Origin of the sequence: Streptomyces mexicanus, assembly GCF_902506575.1 — a bacterium.
Classification (GTDB): domain Bacteria; phylum Actinomycetota; class Actinomycetes; order Streptomycetales; family Streptomycetaceae; genus Streptomyces; species Streptomyces mexicanus.
Window position 1 is genome coordinate 1,431,826 of sequence record NZ_LR732544.1, and the last position, 16,782, is coordinate 1,448,607.

Below are 16,782 nucleotides of genomic sequence, written 5' to 3' on the forward strand. Positions count from 1 at the left end.
GCGGAGGGGTGCCGACCCGAAGGCCGAATCTTTTTGTCACTGCATGCCACTAGCCCAGATTGAGTTAGATAATTACGCTGTTTTAGGTATCACATCGAAAGGGGTAGCACGTGGAGTCCAGCATCGATGTCGACGAGATACGCAGGCGCTACGAACAGGAGCGGCTTCGGCGTTCGGACGCTCATCGCGGAGACCTGGTCAAGCTTGAAGGTGAGCTGGCTCACTACCTGGATGACCCCTACATGAAGCCGACCGAACGTGCACCCATCGCCGACGAGGTGGACGCCATCATCGTCGGAGCCGGGTTCGGCGGCCTCCTCGCCGCAGCCCGTTTCAAGGAAGCCGGGCTGCGCAACGTGCGCATCATCGACCGCGGCGGCGACGTGGGCGGGGTCTGGTACTGGAACCGCTACCCCGGTGCCATGTGCGATGTGGAGTCCTACATCTACCTCCCGTTGATCGAGGAGACCGGCGCGAAGTTGCCTCCGTTGAAATACGCGCTCGGTCCGATGATCTACGAGCACGCGAAGCACGTCGCGAAGTTCTACGGGCTGTACGACCTCGGGCTCTTCCACACCGGCGTCACCAAGCTCACCTGGGCTGACGGCGCCTGGGAGGTCGACACCGACCGCGGTGACCACATGCGGGCGAAGTACGTCGCGGTCTGCGAGGGCACCTTCAGCGTCCCGAAGCTGCCCGACCTGCCCGGCATCCTCGATTTCAAGGGCCACGCGTTCCACACCAGCCGCTGGGACTACGAGTACACGGGCGGCGACTCCGAGAGCGTGATGACGAACCTCACCGACAAGAGGGTCGCCGTCATCGGAACCGGTGCGACGGCTGTCCAGATCGTGCCGCCGCTCGGCCGCAGCGCGAAGGAAGTGCTGGTCTTCCAGCGCACCCCGTCGACGGTCGGTCCGCGGGACCAGAAGCCGACCGACTACTCCTGGGCCGAGACTCTCGAACCCGGCTGGCAGCTCGAGCGCATGCGCAACTTCACGTCGATCATCTCCGGAGACCCGGTCGACGAGGACCAGGTCCAGGACGCCTGGACCCGCATCTACGCCGAACTCATCCGCAACCCCGGCACTCCGGAGATGACCGCGGACCAGGTCAAGGCGAAGATGGAGGACATCGACCTCAAGACCATGGAGATGATCCGCAACCGGGTCGCCGAACTGGTGAAGGACCCGGCCAAGGCGGAGGCGCTGAAGCCCTACTACTACTACCTGTGCAAGCGACCGGCCTTCCACGACGAGTACCTCCAGGCGTTCAACAACGAGAACGTGAAGATCGTCGACACCCAGGGCAGGGGCGTGGAGCAGATCACCGAGAACGGCCTGCTGGTCAACGGCGTCGAGTACCCGGTCGACTGCATCATCTTCGCCACCGGCTTCGAGTACGGGACGCCCTACCACGAACGGGTCGGGTTCGACATCGTCGGCCGCGACGGCCTCGTCCTGTCCGAGTACTGGAAGGACGGCCCCTACACCTTCCAGGGCTGCATGACGCGCGGATTCCCGAACCTGTTCTTCATGCCTCAGTCGAACATGCAGGGCGCCATGAACGTCGATGTGGTCCACGTGATGACCGAGTACACGATGCACTGGCGCCACATCATCCGGAACGCCGAGGCAGGGGGGCACAAGGAATTCCAGCCCTCCGAGGCCGCGCAGGCGGCCTGGGTGCAGACGGTCGTCGACCAGCCGCGCAGCGACATCGAGTTCCAGAAGAAGTGCACACCCTCACGCTTCAATAACGAGGGTCACCTCGATGAGCGCTCTCCGCTTGCTCAGAACTACCCTCTCTCCACGATGCAGTTCTTCTACATGCTCGAGGAGTGGCGCCGCACCGCCGGTCTCGACGGCATCGAGTTCGACGGCCGGCCCGCCGAGGAAGTGGTCCCGGACTGACCCGACCTTCGGACTTCATCTGCGAGCATCGCGCCGGCTCCGGCGTATGGCGGCTGCCGGGTCTGTCCCGCTCCTGCCACCGGCACCGGAGCCACCGCCCGGGCCCGTGCCGGGCACCGAACCAAGGAGACGGCAGGGACGTGGGGATCCACGCCTGTGGTGCCCCCGCGCGTCCACGCCGGACTCTGCTCGAGCGAGCGGAGGATCGCCCGCCGGGGGTGTCCCCGCTTGCGCGGATCGTCGGCCGATGAGGGCGGACCACATCGACGGCGGCACCCGCGGTGCCGGAAGCGCCCCGTGATCGTGGACGGGGCGGCCCCGCCCCGTCGGCGGTGCGCCGGCGGAGTCGGCGTGCGGCGTCGAGGCAGCACGAGAACCTGCTCTCCGGGCTCGGGCGTGGAGACCGGCTTGCCGGCCGGACCCGTGCTGCTGTAGGTGTGCCAGTAGCACTGGTAGGCGTCGTCGGCGGTGGCGATCCAGGTCTTGGGCCGGGTGGGGTTCTTGGCCAGGCGCACCGGATGGCCGTTGCGGCGCTTCCGTTCCTCATCGAACAGGCCGGTCAGGGTGTGCGGGACGGTGCGGTCGAGCTCGTCGAACGCGGGCCGGACAGCCTCGGTGATCGGCTTCGGCCGCGGTCAGGTCACGCCGGCGGCAGCGGTCAGCAGGCTAAGGGCAGTCCCGTCATCCCTGGCGGGCGCGCGACGCCGGCTACGGCACCTCACCGCGTTATCGGAGCGTCCGCATACACCCGTATGCGGACGCTCCTGCGCCGTGCGATGATCCCCCACTGCCTGAAAGGCGTGGGAGGTGCCCCCAGCATCCGACGCCGCGCGCCGTTCGACCGCGGATGACGGGACAAATCTCAGAACGGATTCATGTCGCCGGCGGGGACGAACTTGCCGTTCTTGATCTGGAGCATGAAGACCTTCGACGACACGACCCGCGGCAGGTTGGGCACCGGTCCCGGTTTGGTGAAGTCGAGGTCGTCGATCCACGCGAACTTCATGTTCGAAACCTTGGAGAACGCGTCCCAGACGTTGGCACTTGTCGCAGGACGGCTTTCCTTCTCCATCACCTGCGCGAACAACCGGAGTGCATAGTACGCGCGCAGGCCGACGCCCGAGTACACCTTCTCCTTCGGCTCGTACTTCTCCATGGCGGCCACGTAGGCAGCACCCCACTGGTTGTCGCCGGCCGCGTTCGGCGTGCCCTGGACGAGCCAGGAGCCGTTCGCAGCCGAGCCGGCCTCCTTCACCAGATTCGGCGTCACGGAACTGGCGCTCAGCACGACCCGAAGCTTGGAACCCGCGGTCCCCAGTGCCTTGAAGAGCTTCAGGTTGCTTTCCGAGGTCATGGGGGACACGATCGCTTGGGCGCCGTCAGCCTCCGCCCGTGCCACGAACTGGCTGTAGTCCACCGCGTCATTAGGAATGGTGACGCTGCTGACGATCTTCACACCGGCCAGCTTCGCCCCTTGCTTGAAGTAGTCGTTGTTCGTCTTGACGGTCGCAGACTCGTTGTTGAAGGTCGCGATCCTCGTCGCGCCCAGCTTCTCCTTCGCGACCGCCGGCATCGCCGCGTAGCCCGGCAGACCCGCGTCGAAGAGGAAGCTGGCCGGGCTCTTGGCATCATCCGGAGTGATGGCGTCGGCACCGATCGATGGGATCTTCGCCTGGCCCAGAACGGCGAGCGCCTGGGCACCGTTCATCATCAGCCCGCCGACGACAGCAGCTGCCTTCTCCTGGACGGCCTTCTGCGCGCACCGGAGCTCTTCGTTCGGGTCGTACTTGCTGTCGCACGGGACCACCGTGACCTTGCGGCCGTTGATACCACCCGCCTCGTTCAGTTCCGCGGCGGCAGCCTCGATCGAGCTCTTCATGAACGGGAGAGAGAACGACGGAGACTGGTACGGGGCAATCTGCATGATCTTGATCGGACCGGTGGAATCGCCTTCGCCACCCGCGGAAGCATTGCCTCCACAGGCCGTCAGGCAGGCGAGCGATCCCACCATGCCTATCGAAATTACGCACCGCTTCACTTTCCCTCCAAAGGGATATACGGGGCTACGCGCCCCACCGAAGTCATGTGCCGGTGAGCATTTAGCCAAGACACAGGGCGGCCGAAAGCGTCGAAGCGCGGCGTGGATCCCACCGGTCAGTCCGCGGTGACCGACGTCCCGATGCCGGCCTTCCACCGGCCGACCGCCGCCTTGATCCCTTTGTTGACCGCACTGGACCTGCCCCAACCGACATAGGGCGTGAGCTGGATCATCATCTCCTCGAGCTCCGCCTCGGAGAACTCGCCGTTGAGAAGGCCGCCGTACACCTGAGTCTCGATCAGGTCAGCGCGGCCCAGCTGAGCGGATGCACCCATGACGAGCATCCGGCGCTCGCGGAGTGACAGGCCGGGCCGACTCCATATGTCTCCGAAGAGATGCTCGACCGTCTCCAGGTTGTACGGACTGCCGTCGCGGTTGACGCTCGCATCGTGGAAACCGGGGCCGTAGACGATGTCCATCCACCGACGACCCCAGTCGTAGCGAGACATGTCCTCCCGGATCTGCGCTTCGCCTCGCTCGACCAGCTTCAGCAATTCTGCACGCTCCCGAATGACGAACTCGGTGAACGCCGCCGACACGCCGACGGTGCGCGCGAGCTCAACGGCAGCACCCAGGTCCTTCTCGATGAGATCGGAGATCCGCTCACGTCGGGAGCGGTTCTCCGGGGCGAAGCCGATCTCGTCCTCAAGCAAGAACATCGTGCGACCGTCGGGGTCGGCATCCGCGATCGCCTGGCGCAGGCCCTCGTCGGTGACACCTGCGGCAGCGAGCAGGCGGCCGGCTGCAGCGCAGACGATCCAGCTGCCGTACGTCACGATGTTGCGCGCGATCTTGGTGGCCATGCCGGAACCGACCCCGCCGCAGCCGACGACCGACTGTGCCACCAGCTCAAGCGCGGCCACGACGTCGTCGCGCGCGGCGTCGCCCACGCCGACCATCGCAACCACACTGCGGACCTGGTCGTCCGTCGAACCCGGGAGGGTGGTCACCCCGCAGTCGGCGACGACGACTCCCCTCGCATGGCACTCAGCAGCGATCTCGCGTACGGACTGCAGATCGATGGTGCTCATGACGACGACGGCGGAGCCGGGGTGCGCCCCTGCCAGAAGACCATCAGGTCCCATGACGACCGCGCGCACCTGCTCGGCCGACAGGACTGCGATGAACACGACGTCGGTCTGCGTCGCCAGGTCCGCGGCCGACTTCGCCGCATCGGCCGCGCCGACCGCTGCGATGGCCTCGGGCGAGACGTCGTGGACGACGGGGCGGTGTCCCCCGTTCCTCAGACCGGCAACGAGGCGCCGACCGATGTGCCCCAGGCCGACGACGCCGTACTTGCTCTCACTCACCTTGATCCCTCTCTGGTTCACGGCAGCTGATGCGCGTTCGCGGCCGATGCCGTCAGGAGGCCGACGTCATCGACGGCAACTGTTCGTGGCTGCGCTGTGGCGCGGGCCTGACACCGAGGCGGTGGGGGGTCGGCTCCTCGGGCCGCCCCCACCGCGGCTCATCCCCGCATGAACGGGTCGAACGGGGCTTTCACGACCATCCTGCCGTCGACGATCTCGGCCGGAAACACGTCGGCGAAGAGGTGAGCCGCCCAGTAGGCGCGCAGACCGACACCCGACATCGCCTTCTCGTCCGGCTGGTACTTCGCCACCGCGGCGAGGTACTGCTTGCCCCACTCGTTCGCGTCATCTGCAACGGTGTGGATCGCGGCCACCTTCGTGGCTCCGAACGCGGACTTGGCGACCGCCGGCATGGCGGCATAGCCGGGGACGCCCGCGTCGAACAGGAAGCTCGCCGGGCTCTTGGCATCGTAGGGCGTGATGGCGTCAGGGCCGATGCAGGCAATCTTGGCCTTCTCGAGTACCGGGAGCATGGTGCTGCCGACGCTCGTCAGACCGCCGACGACGGCCGCCGCCTTGTCCTGGACTGCTGTCTGAGCACAGCGGAGGGCGACGTTGGGGTCCTGTTCCTCGTTGCAGGTCTCCAGCCGCAGCTTGCGGCCGTTGATGCCGCCCGCATCGTTGATCTCGTCAACGGCAGCCTGTACTGACGTCTTCATCATCGGCAGCGAGGTCGTCCGCGAGTGGTACGGCGCGATCTGCGTGATCCTGATCGCTCCGGATGAGCCGCTGCCGTGCCCGCTGTTGGACCCGCAAGCAGCGAGCAGCAGACCAGAGGCCACGAGTGCGGCGGTGACCCTCATCCTCATTGCCTCTCCTTGAAATGCCGGCTGCGGATCCCTGCCGCAGCCCTGTTGCCGTGCACGTCACTTCCAGGGGGCTCAGGGATGATCAGCTGACCTGTATGGCTGTGTCTGGAGCAGTCCGCTCGTTGCCTGCCCTCGGCAACCGCGGGCAGGCAACGCGGAGCATGCCCGCCGGGGCCCGGCGCAGGACCGGCGAGCCGGTGGGCTCACCGCGTGACCATCAGCGCCTCGACGCCGTAGTTGGTCGAGTGCGAGTGCATCGGAACATCCTCGAGCGGAACGGCGAGGCGGAGATCCGGGAAGCGCTGCAGGATTGCCGGAACGACGGCCCTGAGCTCCGCACGGGCAATGTTCTGCCCGATGCACTGATGTGCCCCGAAGCCGAATGCCAAGTGCCGCAGCGCCTGCCGATCGAAGTCGAGCACATCAGGGTCCTCGAACCTGCGCGGGTCCCGGTTCGCTGCCACGAGCGACACCACCACGAGCTCGCCCTTCTTCATCCGAACGCCGCGGAACTCGGTATCCTCCGTGACCGTTCGCCCGAGCCCGAAGTGGACGATCGAGAGGAACCGGAGAAGCTCCTCGACGACGACGTCGATCCTGTCGGGGTTCTCGAGCACGAACCGGCGGTGCTCGGGATGGGTCAGCATCGTCAACACCGAGAGGGAGATCATGTTCGCCGTGGTGTCGTGGCCTGCGACGAGGAGGAGTCCGCCGACCTTGACGAGGTCCTCATCGGTGAAGAAGGCGTCGCCACCGTCGATCTGGCCGAGCATCTCTCCGAGCAGACCGGTCAGATCGCCGCTGGCGCGCTTGCGGGCGAGCAGATCACGGATGTAGTCGAGGATCCACTGACGCTCGCTGTCCCGCTCGGCCTGCGACAACCTGAAGTCCATGATCTTGAGCGACGCCGCGTGGAAGGCGTCTCGATCGGCGTAGGGCACGCCGAGCAGCTCGCAGATCACGAGGCACGGGATCGCCAGGGCGAGCTCGTGGACGAGATCGAATGTCTCCGGCCCCGCCTCGATCGCGTCAAGTCGCTCGGCGACGATCTGCTCGATGTAGGGCTGGAGCTGCCGCCGCACACTGGGAACAGTGAAGCGACCGCCCAGAAGACGCCGGTACGCGGCGTGGTCCTGACCGTCCATGTGCACGAATGTTCCGCTGAACGGCGTAGGCGTCCTGCCCGTGGGGTCGGCGTCCGGGGACTCGTACCTCGGCCTCGCGGCCGCGAACGCGGGGTGGCGGAACGCCGCGGCGACATCGTCGAAGCGAGTGACCAGCCAGCCCTCCATGCCGGCGGGGAAGCGTACCCGGGTGACCGGCGCTTCATCACGCAGCTCGCCGTAGATGACGGGTGGGTCGAACTTGGTCGGACGCTCTGTCGGCATTACTGGCCACGTGACTGTCATGTGCCTTCGTCTCTCTTGGTCGACGAACAAGGAGGGCGGCTACTGGTTCCGGCTTCGGCTTCACCCTTCGCACGAGTACGAATCGCCGTATCAGTTGAACTAGTTAGATAAGTTCGCTAGGGACTGTAGCGCACGCCACACCCTTCCACTAGGTTGCGACTTCAAGTGCTCTCGAGCAGCGGATCAGAGCGGGAGGATGCGCCGTCACGAACTGTCCGATGGCGAAAGCCAGTTTGCGCGGCCATTGCCGCCTGCTCGTCCGGCAGCGGTGAGGGAATCACGCCTTTGCCGCCCGGTCGGTGCGCCTCCGGCAGGATGTCAGTGGGCGGCCGCCCCGCCGGTGGCGGGCCGCCTGCCGTGACGCATGAATGCCGTGAGTACGAACCCGACCATGCCTGCGACCGCGAGGGTGAGAAAGACGTAAGTGTAGCCGCGGGAGGCATAGACCACCTGGTGCGTGGCCGAGTCGGTGTGCAGTACATTCGCGGAGAGGATGACCGTCGCCACGATCGGCATCGCTGATCCGGCGAAGGCCGAGGTGAACGCCTGCATCCCGGTACTGACGCCGGTCAGCCGAGCGGGCACGGCCTCGATGACGAGGTTCGGGCCGGCCGCGAAGTAGAACCCGTTGAAGGCGCCGTAGAGCACGCCGAAGACGACGTACTCCCACAGCCGGCTGTGCCAGAAGGCCATGGCCACGGTCGCCATGACCGCAAGCGAGCCGCACCACAGCATGACCAGGCGGGGCGAGAAGCGCCGGGCCAGATACCCGCCCAACGGCCCGAACAGCATGCCCACGATGCCTGAGGACAGGGTCACCAGGCCGACCTGCGTGGCGGACAGGCCGAACCCGTAGTCGATCCCGGCAGTCCGCTCGGCCTCCAGGAGCTGGGGGATGACATATCCCCACCCGCCGCTTGTGGCTCCGACGAGCAGGGAGACCCCAAGTGTGGCGCGCAGGGCGGGACCGGACAGCAGCCGCATGTCCATCATGGGTTCGCGGACCCGGTACTCCACGACAGCGAAGGCCACCAGCAGGAGCACCGCTGCGACGAGGAGCACCAAGGTGGTGGGCGAGGTCCAGCCCAGTTCCGGGCCTTCGCTGACGCCGAACAGCAGCAGCCCCGCCCCGGCGGTGAGCAACACCGATCCCAGCACATCCACGCGGTGCCGGTTCCGGGGGCCGCCGGGCACGACGAAGAACACGATCGGAGCGAACACGCCCATGTAGATGAGGCAGAACCAGAAGATCGCGTGATAGCCGAACGCCGCCAGCAGGGCGCCGCTGATCAGTGGGGCGGCGATCCCGGCGACCCCGATGCCGGTGGAGCTCATGCCGATCGCGATCGGCACCATCCGCTTGGGGAAGAACCCGCGGAAGAACGAGTAGATGACGCCCGGAATGGCGATGGCCGGGGCCTGCAGGACACGCGCCACCATGATCAGCGGGAACGAACTGGTGAGAGCCCCGATCAGAGATCCGACGACGTAGGTCAGTGCTACCGCCAGGACCAGCCGCCGGAAGCCGAAGATGTCGGCAAGCTTGCCCATCAGAGGCTGCAGGGCGGCGGCGACCAGCAGGCTGACGCTGACGATCCACGGCAGCTGGGCCGGCGTGAACAGCGCCGACATGGAGGGCAGTGCATTCCAGAACAGGATCGCCGTGAAGGTCATGGTCTCCGACAGCAGCAACACCGCGACCAGGACGAACATGTAGTAGGCCGTTGACCGTTCTTCGGGGGCGGCCGTGTGGGGATCCTCTTGGTGCAGGCCGACCGATATCTCGCTCATGATCCTCCCTGGGACCAAGCGGCTGATGAACCGTGTTGATGCGGTGCCGGTTCGCGAACGGCGATGCCGTCGCCGCGGGTACGTGTTGAGGGGACGGGCGGTGGGCGGACGGGCCCTGCCCGGAGGAACCGGATTCGTCAGTGGCCGGCTGAGGTCGTGGACACAAGCTGACCGGAAGGAGATTTCGCGAAGGAGCGCACAGCCGGATGAGGCACGTGGCGAGGTGCCTCGGCGTATCGGCTGCCCGGGATCAGCCCGGCAGCTCGTGCGATGCTAACCGTCACGGAAGGACAAGTACAGATAGATGATTAAACCTAATTTGTGGCCCGGCGGATCGTCTCCTTCACGGATCGCGCGAGTTGGGTTCATGCTGCGGCAGCCAGGAGCGGTCGCACTGATCCTGCCCTCGGGCCTGGCCCACCGACACGGACTGGGCGACGGCATCGGGCCCCTCCGCATCAAGCCCCGCACCCCGCGACTGAACGGCACGGTCGGGTGATGTCAGCCCATCAGCTCAGAGAAGTTCTGCCCGGTGGGGCCCACCGGCGTGCTACTTCTGAGCATCCTGCGGACGCTTGGGGTTGCCGCCCAGGACGATGCCCCCGTCGATGAGAAGCGTCTCCCCGGTGACCCAGGAGGCGTCGTCGGACAGGAGGAAGAGCACTGCGCGGGCAATGTCCTCGGGCTCGCCGGCCCTGGCCATCGGGATTCCCTCGCCCGGGTTGTTGCCGCCCTCGAAGTAGGCGTTGGTGAAGTCGGTGCGGACAAGACCCGGGGCCACGGCGTTCACGCGCACGGTGGGTGCCATCTCGAAGGCCATCGAGCGTGTGAGGTGGAGCAGCATCGACTTGGTCGCGCCATACAGACCGTTTCCCTTGGACGAGCGGAAGGCCGCACCCGAGGCGACATTGATGATCGAGCCGCCCCTCTTGCTCATCTGGCCGGCATGCCAGACCTGCTGCACCCATCCGATGGGCGCCAGGCAGTTGAGCTCCACCATCCCGCGACCCCGGTCGAGATCGACGTCCACGAGATTGCCGAGCTTGAGGCTCACACCGGCGCTGTTCACCAGGTGGTCCACCGCTCCGAACCGGTCGACCACCTCGGCCACCGTGGCGGCCTGATGCGACGGTTCGTCGGCGCTGCCCGCGATCGCGAGCACATCTCGTCCGATCTCGGCGGCCGCACTCCTGAGCACGTCCTCTCGTCGGCCGGTGATCGCCACCCGGGCCCCCTCGGCATGCAGGTCCTTCGCGATCTGGAACCCGATGCCACGGCTGGCGCCGGTGACGAGTGCGACCTTGCCCTCGAAACGCACGTCTACCTCCCGCCGCGCAGGAACTCGTTCCTCGTGTGCACGGGCTCCAGAAGGTAGCGCTTGAGGGAGTCGCCGCCGTCCACCGTGATGGTCGTGCCCGTCAGGTACGCCGCGTAGGGCGAGCACAGGTACTCGATCATCCACGCCAGCTCCCGCGCCTCACCCAGCCGAAGTGCCGGAATGTTGCCGGGCAGACCGGCGCCGCCGGCACCGCTGAAGTGGCCGACCGCCAGGGCGTTGACACGGAGGTCGCGCGGGGACCACTCCACGGCGAGCGACTGCACCAGACCGACAAGAGCCGCCTGGGCGCCCGCCGCCGCGGCCGCGCCCGGTCCCCCGTGGAGCGCCACCGGATCGACCGTGATCAGCGCGACACCGCCGTTCTCCGCGCGTGCGGCACCGAACGCCGCGAGTGCTCCGAAAGCCGACTCGAGCATGCTGCCCGGCCCGGCTTGCCAGCTCCCGAGCGAGACACCGTCCGCGATCTCCGGCTCGGTCAGGTCCGGTGGAACGATCACCAGGACTTCGGCGTCAGTCGCACCGACCGTGTGCTGGACAGCTTTCGCATCGGCCAGGTCGATCTTCGAGACCGCAGCGCCGATCTCCGTCAGGCCGGCTGCCGCCGTCTCGGCGACGAAGCCGGCTCCGACGACGAGCGCTGCCGTGCCGGCCAGCGTGTCGGGCGGCAGCATGGCCGCAAGGGTGGCCGGCGGCGTGGGAAGTCCTGTCATCGCCTCACACCTGTCCTGTCCGCAAGGTCCGACTCCCAGAGATTCTCTCGCTCGGAGACCGGTTGATAGGGGAAGCCGATCGGTCGTCGACGAAGGTGGTCGGCGCCCGTCAGGTGTACATTCTCGCCCGTCACGAAGGCCGCGTACGGCGAGACCAGGAATGCAGCGAGCCAGCCGTACTCCCGGATACGCCCGACCCGGCCGGCGACGATGCGCGGCCCCACCTTCGCGTCGGCTTCCTCCGCCGTAGCGGTTCTCGACCCGTCGTGCGGGAACCATCCGGCCACGATGCTGTTCACCCGGACACCGTCGCCCGCCCACTCGGCCGCCAGTGCTCGCGTGAGCGTGGCCACGCCCGCCTTCGCACTGGACGACGCCGCGGCGCCGGGGTATCCCGTGGCCTGATACTGCGCACCGTTGTTCACGATGGCACCCCGCGTCAGGCCCGCGGCGAGGTAACGCCGGAAGAACTCACTCGACGCGATGAAGGTGCCCTCCAGCGCGATCCGCGAGATCGCAGCAAATCCATTCGCGGAGAGCTCTGCCGACCGCGCGGGAAAGTTCGCTCCCGCGTTGTTCGCCAGGATCGAGATCGGTCCCAGCGCGTTCTCCACGGCTTCGAATGCCGCCGCGACCTCGTCGGCCTTGCGCACATCCCCGCAGACGCCGACCGCGCGGACACCTGTCTCGTCGGCGATCCGGCGTGCCGCCTTCTCTGTCTTGCCGAGGGTGCGTCCCAGAAGACCGACACTCGCACCGCAGCGCGCGAATGCCATAGCCGATTCCAGCCCCAGCCCGGAACCTCCGCCCGTGACCAGGGCGACCCGACCGGCAAGCGTGTCAGCCGGCAGCATCGAAGCGACTTCAGGGGGCTCACGCAGCGCCACGGCAACTCCATCGTCGTCAGTCAACGTCATTCAGTTAACTTAATACACCATAAGAGTCGCTGCTGCAGCAACTGCCGACGACCGTTCGGCGCATGCCTGGGAGGCGCCGATCCTCCGACTTCGCCGGCCGCACCAGGCGGGATGAGCCCGGCCCGGCGGCAAGCGGGCCGGCGCCCCTCCTCACCGAGTGGGTCCCCGAGCGCACCGGTCGAGACCAGTCTCGCGGGGCATGGGCGGTTCCCTACCCGAGCCGTTCGATGATCGTCACGTTCGCCATGCCGCCGCCTTCGCACATCGCCTGCAGGCCGTAGCGGCCCCCCGTCGACTCCAGGTAGTTGAGCATCGTGGCCATCAGACGCGTCCCGGAGCCGCCGAGCGGGTGTCCGAGCGCGATCGCGCCGCCGCGGGGGTTCAGCTTGTCGGGGTCGGCGTCGAACTCCTTCGCCCAGGCGAGCGGCACGGAAGCGAAGGCCTCGTTGACCTCGTAGACGTCGAAGTCGTCGATGGCCAGACCGCTGCGTTCGAGCGCCCTGTGGGTCGCGGGGATGGGACCCGTCAGCATGATCTCCGGATCGCTTCCGGCGACCGCGAACGTGTGGAACCTTGCACGCGGCGCCAGGCCGAGCGCCGCCGCCCTCTCCTCGCTCATGATGAGCGCTGCCGATGCACCGTCGGTGAGAGGCGACGAATTGCCCGGTGTGATCGCCCAGTTGATCTCCGGGTAGCGGGAGGCCATCTCGTCGGTGAAGAAGGACGGCTTCAATCCGGCGAGCCCCTCGACCGTGGTCGTCGGCCGCACCGTCTCGTCGACGGTGTGCGTGCTGCCGTCAGGGAGCACGACCGGCACGATCTCGTGGTCGAAGGCACCGGCGGCCGCGGCACCGGCCGCCCGCCGATGCGACCGCGCGGCGAACCGATCGAGCTCGGCGCGGTCGAACTTCCATCGCGCCGCGATGAGTTCCGCCCCGATCCCCTGATGGGGAAGGTTCGGGTACCGGGCGTGAAGCGGAGCCTGGGGATGGCCGTTCTGTGCCGAGGAGAGCATGGGCACGCGGCTCATCGACTCGACCCCGCACGCGATCGCGATGTCGTACGCGCCGGCGATGACACCCTGTGCTGCGAAGTGCGCCGCCTGCTGGCTCGATCCGCACTGCCGGTCGACCGTGGTACCGGGCACGCTCTCCGGGAAGCCCGCGGTCAGGAGTGCGTTGCGGGCCACGTTGATGGCCTGGTCGCCGGCCTGGGTCACGCATCCGGCGATGACGTCATCGACGTGCGCGGGGTCGAGCCCGTTGCGCTCGACGAGTGCCCTGAGGACCGTGGCCAGCAGATTCACGGGATGGACCGTGGAGAGTGCCCCGCCCGGCTTCCCCTTGCCCGACGCGGTTCTGACGATGTCGACGATCACTGCGTTCGTCATGTGGTTACTCCTTGTCACGGCGTCGGCGGACGGTCAGCGCGGGGCCATCCGGAGCGCGCCATCCATGCGGATGGTCTCCCCGTTGAGGTAGTCGTGGTCGATGATCATGCCGACGAGCTGGGCGTACTCGTCCGGGCGGCACAGCCGCTGCGGGAACGGGATGCCGGCGGCGAGCGCGCCGCGGAACTCCTCGCTCACGGTTTGCAGCATCGGCGTGTCTACGATGCCCGGCGCGACGGTGTTCACCCGGATGCCGTACTGGGCGAGGTCACGTGCGGCCGGGACGGTCAACCCGACGACGCCGCCCTTCGACGAGGCGTACGCCGCCTGACCGACCTGGCCCTCAAAGGCGGCGACCGACGCGGTGTTGACGATGACGCCACGCTGACCGAACTCCAGCGGCTCGGTCCCGGCGATCTCCTCCGCCGCGAGCGCGAGCACGGTGAAGGTACCGATCAGGTTGACCTGGATCACCTTCGTGTAGAGGCCGAGGTCGTGGACGCCCTTGCGTCCGAGGATACGCGCCGATGGTCCGATGCCGGCGCAGTTCACCACCACACGCAGCGGCCCACTGGCCGCGGCCTTCGCGACAGCGGCGCGCACCTGCTGCTCGTCCGTGACGTCGGTCGCGATATAGCTGACCCCCTCGACCGCCGGAGCGTTGTCCGTGTTCAGATCGAGGCCGAACACCCGCGCTCCCCGCGAAGCGAGGTGTGCAGCCGTCGCGGCACCGAGTCCCGAAGCGGCTCCTGTGACGATCGCCGCTGTGTTCTCGACCTTCATGGTTCTCCTGTGAGTGTGCGGATCAGCGCGCGAGGTCGCGGCTGATGACGAGGCGCTGGATCTGGTTGGTTCCCTCGAAGATCTGCATGACCTTCACCTCGCGCATGAAGCGCTCGACGGGGAAGTCGGTGGTGTAACCGGCACCGCCCAGCACCTGGACTGCGTCGGTGGTGACCTTCATGGCGTTGTCCGTCGCGACCAGCTTCGCGATCGACGCCTGACGGGAGAACGGCTTGCCGGCATCGCGGAGGCGAGCGGCGTGCAGGTACGCCGCACGTGCCGTCTCCACAGCCGCCGCCATGTCGGCGAGCACGAAGGCCAGGCCCTGGTGCTCGACGATGGGCCGGCCGAACGCGACCCTCTCCTTGGCGTAGGAGAGGGCCACGTCAAGAGCGGCCTGGGCAACTCCCGTGGCGGCGGCCGCAATCCCCAGGCGGCCGGAGTCCAGACCCGCGAGTGCGATCGGGAGACCCTGCCCCTCCTCCCCCAGCCGCCGCTCCACGGAGACGCGCACCCCGTCGAACAGCATGGTCGCCGTCGTCGAGCTGTTGAGCCCCATCTTGTCCTCGGGATGGTCGGCCTTGAGCCCGGGAGCGTCGGCGGGCACCAGGAAGCAGGAGATGCCCCTGCCGCCGTCGTCGGACGTCCGGGCCATCACCGTGTAGAAGTCGGCTTCCCCGCCATGAGTGGTCCAGGCCTTGGCACCGGTGATCACGTACTCGTCACCGTCGCGCACCGCCCGCGTCCTCATCGCGGCGGGATCCGAGCCGGCGTGCGACTCCGACAGGCAGTAGGCACCCAACAACTCGCCGCCGACCATGTCGGGAAGCCAGCGCGCCTTCTGCTCAGGCGTTCCGTAGCCGAAGAGCCCGAAACACGACAGGACATGGACGCTCGTGCCGACACCGACCGCGGCCCAGGCCGAGGCGATCTCCTCGACCACCTGCAAGTAGACCTCGTACGGCTGCCCGCCGCCGTCGTACTCCTCCGGATAGGGCAGCCCCAACAGGCCGGCCCGGCCCAGGGTCCGGAACACCTCACGCTCAAACCTGTGACTGCGCTCCGCACCGGCCGCCTTCTCCCGAAGTTCCTTCTCGGCAATGCTCCGGGTCAGGCTGATCAGATCCGCAGCCTCCTGACTGGGCATCAAACGCTCTGCTGGCATGACACCTCCTCGGTCAGAACTGATACCAGTAACTGTACTTTCGTAGCAACCTTGGTACTGTCCTCGGTATCTTCCGTACTGCTTGCATGCAGGAGGCACTCTTGCTCCGAACGCGCATCACCGAGATGTTCGACATCGAGACCCCCCTCGTCTGCGGGGGCATGACCGGCCTGGGCACCGCCGACCTGATCGCCGCCGTGGCGAACGCGGGCGCCCTGGGCTTCCTCACCGCGCTCACGCAGCCCACGCCCGAGGCCCTTGTCAAGGAGATCACCCGCACGCGTGACCTCACCGACAAGCCCTTCGGTGTCAACCTGACGATTCTGCCCACGATCAACCCCGTGCCGTACGACGAGTACCGGGCCGCGATCATCGAGTCCGGCGTGAAGATCGTCGAGACGGCGGGCGCGAGTCCCGAGCCGCATCTCCCGGACTTCCACGAGGCCGGTGTCAAGGTCATCCACAAGGCCACGAGCGTGCGCCACGCGGTCTCCGCGCAGAACAAGGGCGTCGACGTCATCAGCATCGACGGCTTCGAGTGCGCGGGGCACCCCGGCGAGGACGACGTGCCCGGTCTGGTGCTGATCCCGGCGGCCGTCGCGCAGCTCACGGTCCCCGTCATCGCGTCCGGCGGGATCGCCACCGGCGCCGGCCTGGCCGCCGCACTCGCCCTCGGGGCGGACGGGGCCAACATGGGCACCCGCTTCATGGCGACCACGGAGGCACCGATCCACGACAACGTGAAGCAGCAGATCGTCCGGAACTCCGAGCGGGACTCCGTCCTGGTGTTCCGGCAGTTCCACAACACCGCTCGCGTCGCCCGCAACTCGATATCGGAGCAGATCGCCGAGATCTCGCAGCGCCCGGGCGCGACCTTCGCCGACGTCGCCGCACTCGCCTCGGGTGCCCGGGGCCGGGCGAACGTCCTTCAGGGAGGCGACGTCGAAGGGGGAATGTGGTGGGCGAGCATGGCGCAGGGCCTGATCTCGTACGTCGGCACCTGCGCGCAGGTCGTCGCCGACATCGTGGGCGAGGCCGAGGACATCATGACCCGGCGGCTGGCGGCGCTGGTGGTCGCCGATGCCTGA

General features: G+C 67.4%; 13 protein-coding genes. 2 read left to right on the forward strand and 11 right to left on the reverse strand.

The features are described from left to right. Nucleotides 1–110: 110 nt before the first annotated feature. Nucleotides 111–1,913: a flavin-containing monooxygenase gene (locus tag GV126_RS06500; protein WP_159663491.1), complete on the forward strand. Its 1,803-nt coding sequence runs from the start codon at nucleotides 111–113 to the stop codon at nucleotides 1,911–1,913. A gap of 862 nt (nucleotides 1,914–2,775) precedes the next feature. Here the strand turns inward: GV126_RS06500 and GV126_RS06505 are convergent. From GV126_RS06505 to GV126_RS06555, 11 genes are all read right to left on the reverse strand, one after another. After that, nucleotides 2,776–3,924, reverse strand: a complete 1,149-nt coding sequence (locus tag GV126_RS06505; RefSeq protein ID WP_159663493.1) for an ABC transporter substrate-binding protein — start codon at nucleotides 3,922–3,924, stop codon at nucleotides 2,776–2,778. Nucleotides 3,925–4,067: 143 nt separating this feature from the next. Further along, a complete protein-coding gene (locus GV126_RS06510) occupies nucleotides 4,068–5,342 on the reverse strand; it encodes an NAD(P)-binding domain-containing protein (protein ID WP_328707327.1) in 1,275 nt (424 codons plus the stop codon). A 137-nt stretch (nucleotides 5,343–5,479) separates the two neighbouring features. Continuing rightward, nucleotides 5,480–6,184 (reverse strand): ABC transporter substrate-binding protein, encoded by a 705-nt coding sequence (locus GV126_RS06515; protein WP_159663497.1) that lies wholly within the window; start codon nucleotides 6,182–6,184, stop codon nucleotides 5,480–5,482. A gap of 209 nt (nucleotides 6,185–6,393) precedes the next feature. Continuing rightward, complete coding sequence (locus GV126_RS06520) at nucleotides 6,394–7,578, reverse strand: cytochrome P450 (protein ID WP_159663499.1); 1,185 nt, start codon at nucleotides 7,576–7,578, stop codon at nucleotides 6,394–6,396. Nucleotides 7,579–7,917: 339 nt separating this feature from the next. Then, nucleotides 7,918–9,390, reverse strand: a complete 1,473-nt coding sequence (locus tag GV126_RS06525) for an MFS transporter (RefSeq protein ID WP_159663501.1) — start codon at nucleotides 9,388–9,390, stop codon at nucleotides 7,918–7,920. Nucleotides 9,391–9,940: 550 nt separating this feature from the next. Next, on the reverse strand, nucleotides 9,941–10,708 hold the full coding sequence (locus GV126_RS06530) for an SDR family oxidoreductase (protein ID WP_159663503.1): 768 nt from the start codon (nucleotides 10,706–10,708) through the stop codon (nucleotides 9,941–9,943). A gap of 2 nt (nucleotides 10,709–10,710) precedes the next feature. Further along, nucleotides 10,711–11,439, reverse strand: a complete 729-nt coding sequence (locus GV126_RS06535; RefSeq protein ID WP_159663505.1) for an SDR family oxidoreductase — start codon at nucleotides 11,437–11,439, stop codon at nucleotides 10,711–10,713. Continuing rightward, the gene (locus tag GV126_RS06540) at nucleotides 11,436–12,356 is read right to left on the reverse strand and encodes an SDR family oxidoreductase (RefSeq protein ID WP_236569902.1); all 921 of its coding nucleotides are present in this window, start codon (nucleotides 12,354–12,356) and stop codon (nucleotides 11,436–11,438) included. Before GV126_RS06540 ends, GV126_RS06535 begins: the two co-directional genes overlap by 4 nt. Before the next feature lie 211 nt (nucleotides 12,357–12,567). Continuing rightward, on the reverse strand, nucleotides 12,568–13,746 hold the full coding sequence (locus GV126_RS06545) for a thiolase family protein (protein WP_159663509.1): 1,179 nt from the start codon (nucleotides 13,744–13,746) through the stop codon (nucleotides 12,568–12,570). Between the two features lie 33 nt (nucleotides 13,747–13,779). Continuing rightward, the gene (locus tag GV126_RS06550; RefSeq protein WP_159663511.1) at nucleotides 13,780–14,529 is read right to left on the reverse strand and encodes an SDR family NAD(P)-dependent oxidoreductase; all 750 of its coding nucleotides are present in this window, start codon (nucleotides 14,527–14,529) and stop codon (nucleotides 13,780–13,782) included. Nucleotides 14,530–14,551: 22 nt separating this feature from the next. Further along, nucleotides 14,552–15,694, reverse strand: a complete 1,143-nt coding sequence (locus GV126_RS06555) for an acyl-CoA dehydrogenase family protein (RefSeq protein ID WP_159663513.1) — start codon at nucleotides 15,692–15,694, stop codon at nucleotides 14,552–14,554. A gap of 101 nt (nucleotides 15,695–15,795) precedes the next feature. On the opposite strand from GV126_RS06555, the gene GV126_RS06560 reads away from it, so the two are divergent. Then, nucleotides 15,796–16,782, forward strand: coding sequence for an NAD(P)H-dependent flavin oxidoreductase (locus tag GV126_RS06560; RefSeq protein ID WP_268977398.1), 987 nt, complete (start codon nucleotides 15,796–15,798; stop codon nucleotides 16,780–16,782).

Excerpts from the sequence above, each read along its gene's own strand:
- GV126_RS06505 (WP_159663493.1), bottom strand. The coding sequence starts at position 3,924 with ATGGTGGGATCGCTCGCCTGCCTGACGGCCTGTGGAGGCAATGCTTCC.
- GV126_RS06515 (WP_159663497.1), bottom strand. The coding sequence starts at position 6,184 with ATGAGGGTCACCGCCGCACTCGTGGCCTCTGGTCTGCTGCTCGCTGCT.
- GV126_RS06520 (WP_159663499.1), bottom strand. The coding sequence starts at position 7,578 with ATGCCGACAGAGCGTCCGACCAAGTTCGACCCACCCGTCATCTACGGC.
- GV126_RS06525 (WP_159663501.1), bottom strand. The coding sequence starts at position 9,390 with ATGAGCGAGATATCGGTCGGCCTGCACCAAGAGGATCCCCACACGGCC.
- GV126_RS06535 (WP_159663505.1), bottom strand. The coding sequence starts at position 11,439 with ATGACAGGACTTCCCACGCCGCCGGCCACCCTTGCGGCCATGCTGCCG.
- GV126_RS06540 (WP_236569902.1), bottom strand. The coding sequence starts at position 12,356 with ATGACGTTGACTGACGACGATGGAGTTGCCGTGGCGCTGCGTGAGCCC.
- GV126_RS06545 (WP_159663509.1), bottom strand. The coding sequence starts at position 13,746 with ATGACGAACGCAGTGATCGTCGACATCGTCAGAACCGCGTCGGGCAAG.
- GV126_RS06550 (WP_159663511.1), bottom strand. The coding sequence starts at position 14,529 with ATGAAGGTCGAGAACACAGCGGCGATCGTCACAGGAGCCGCTTCGGGA.
- GV126_RS06555 (WP_159663513.1), bottom strand. The coding sequence starts at position 15,694 with ATGCCAGCAGAGCGTTTGATGCCCAGTCAGGAGGCTGCGGATCTGATC.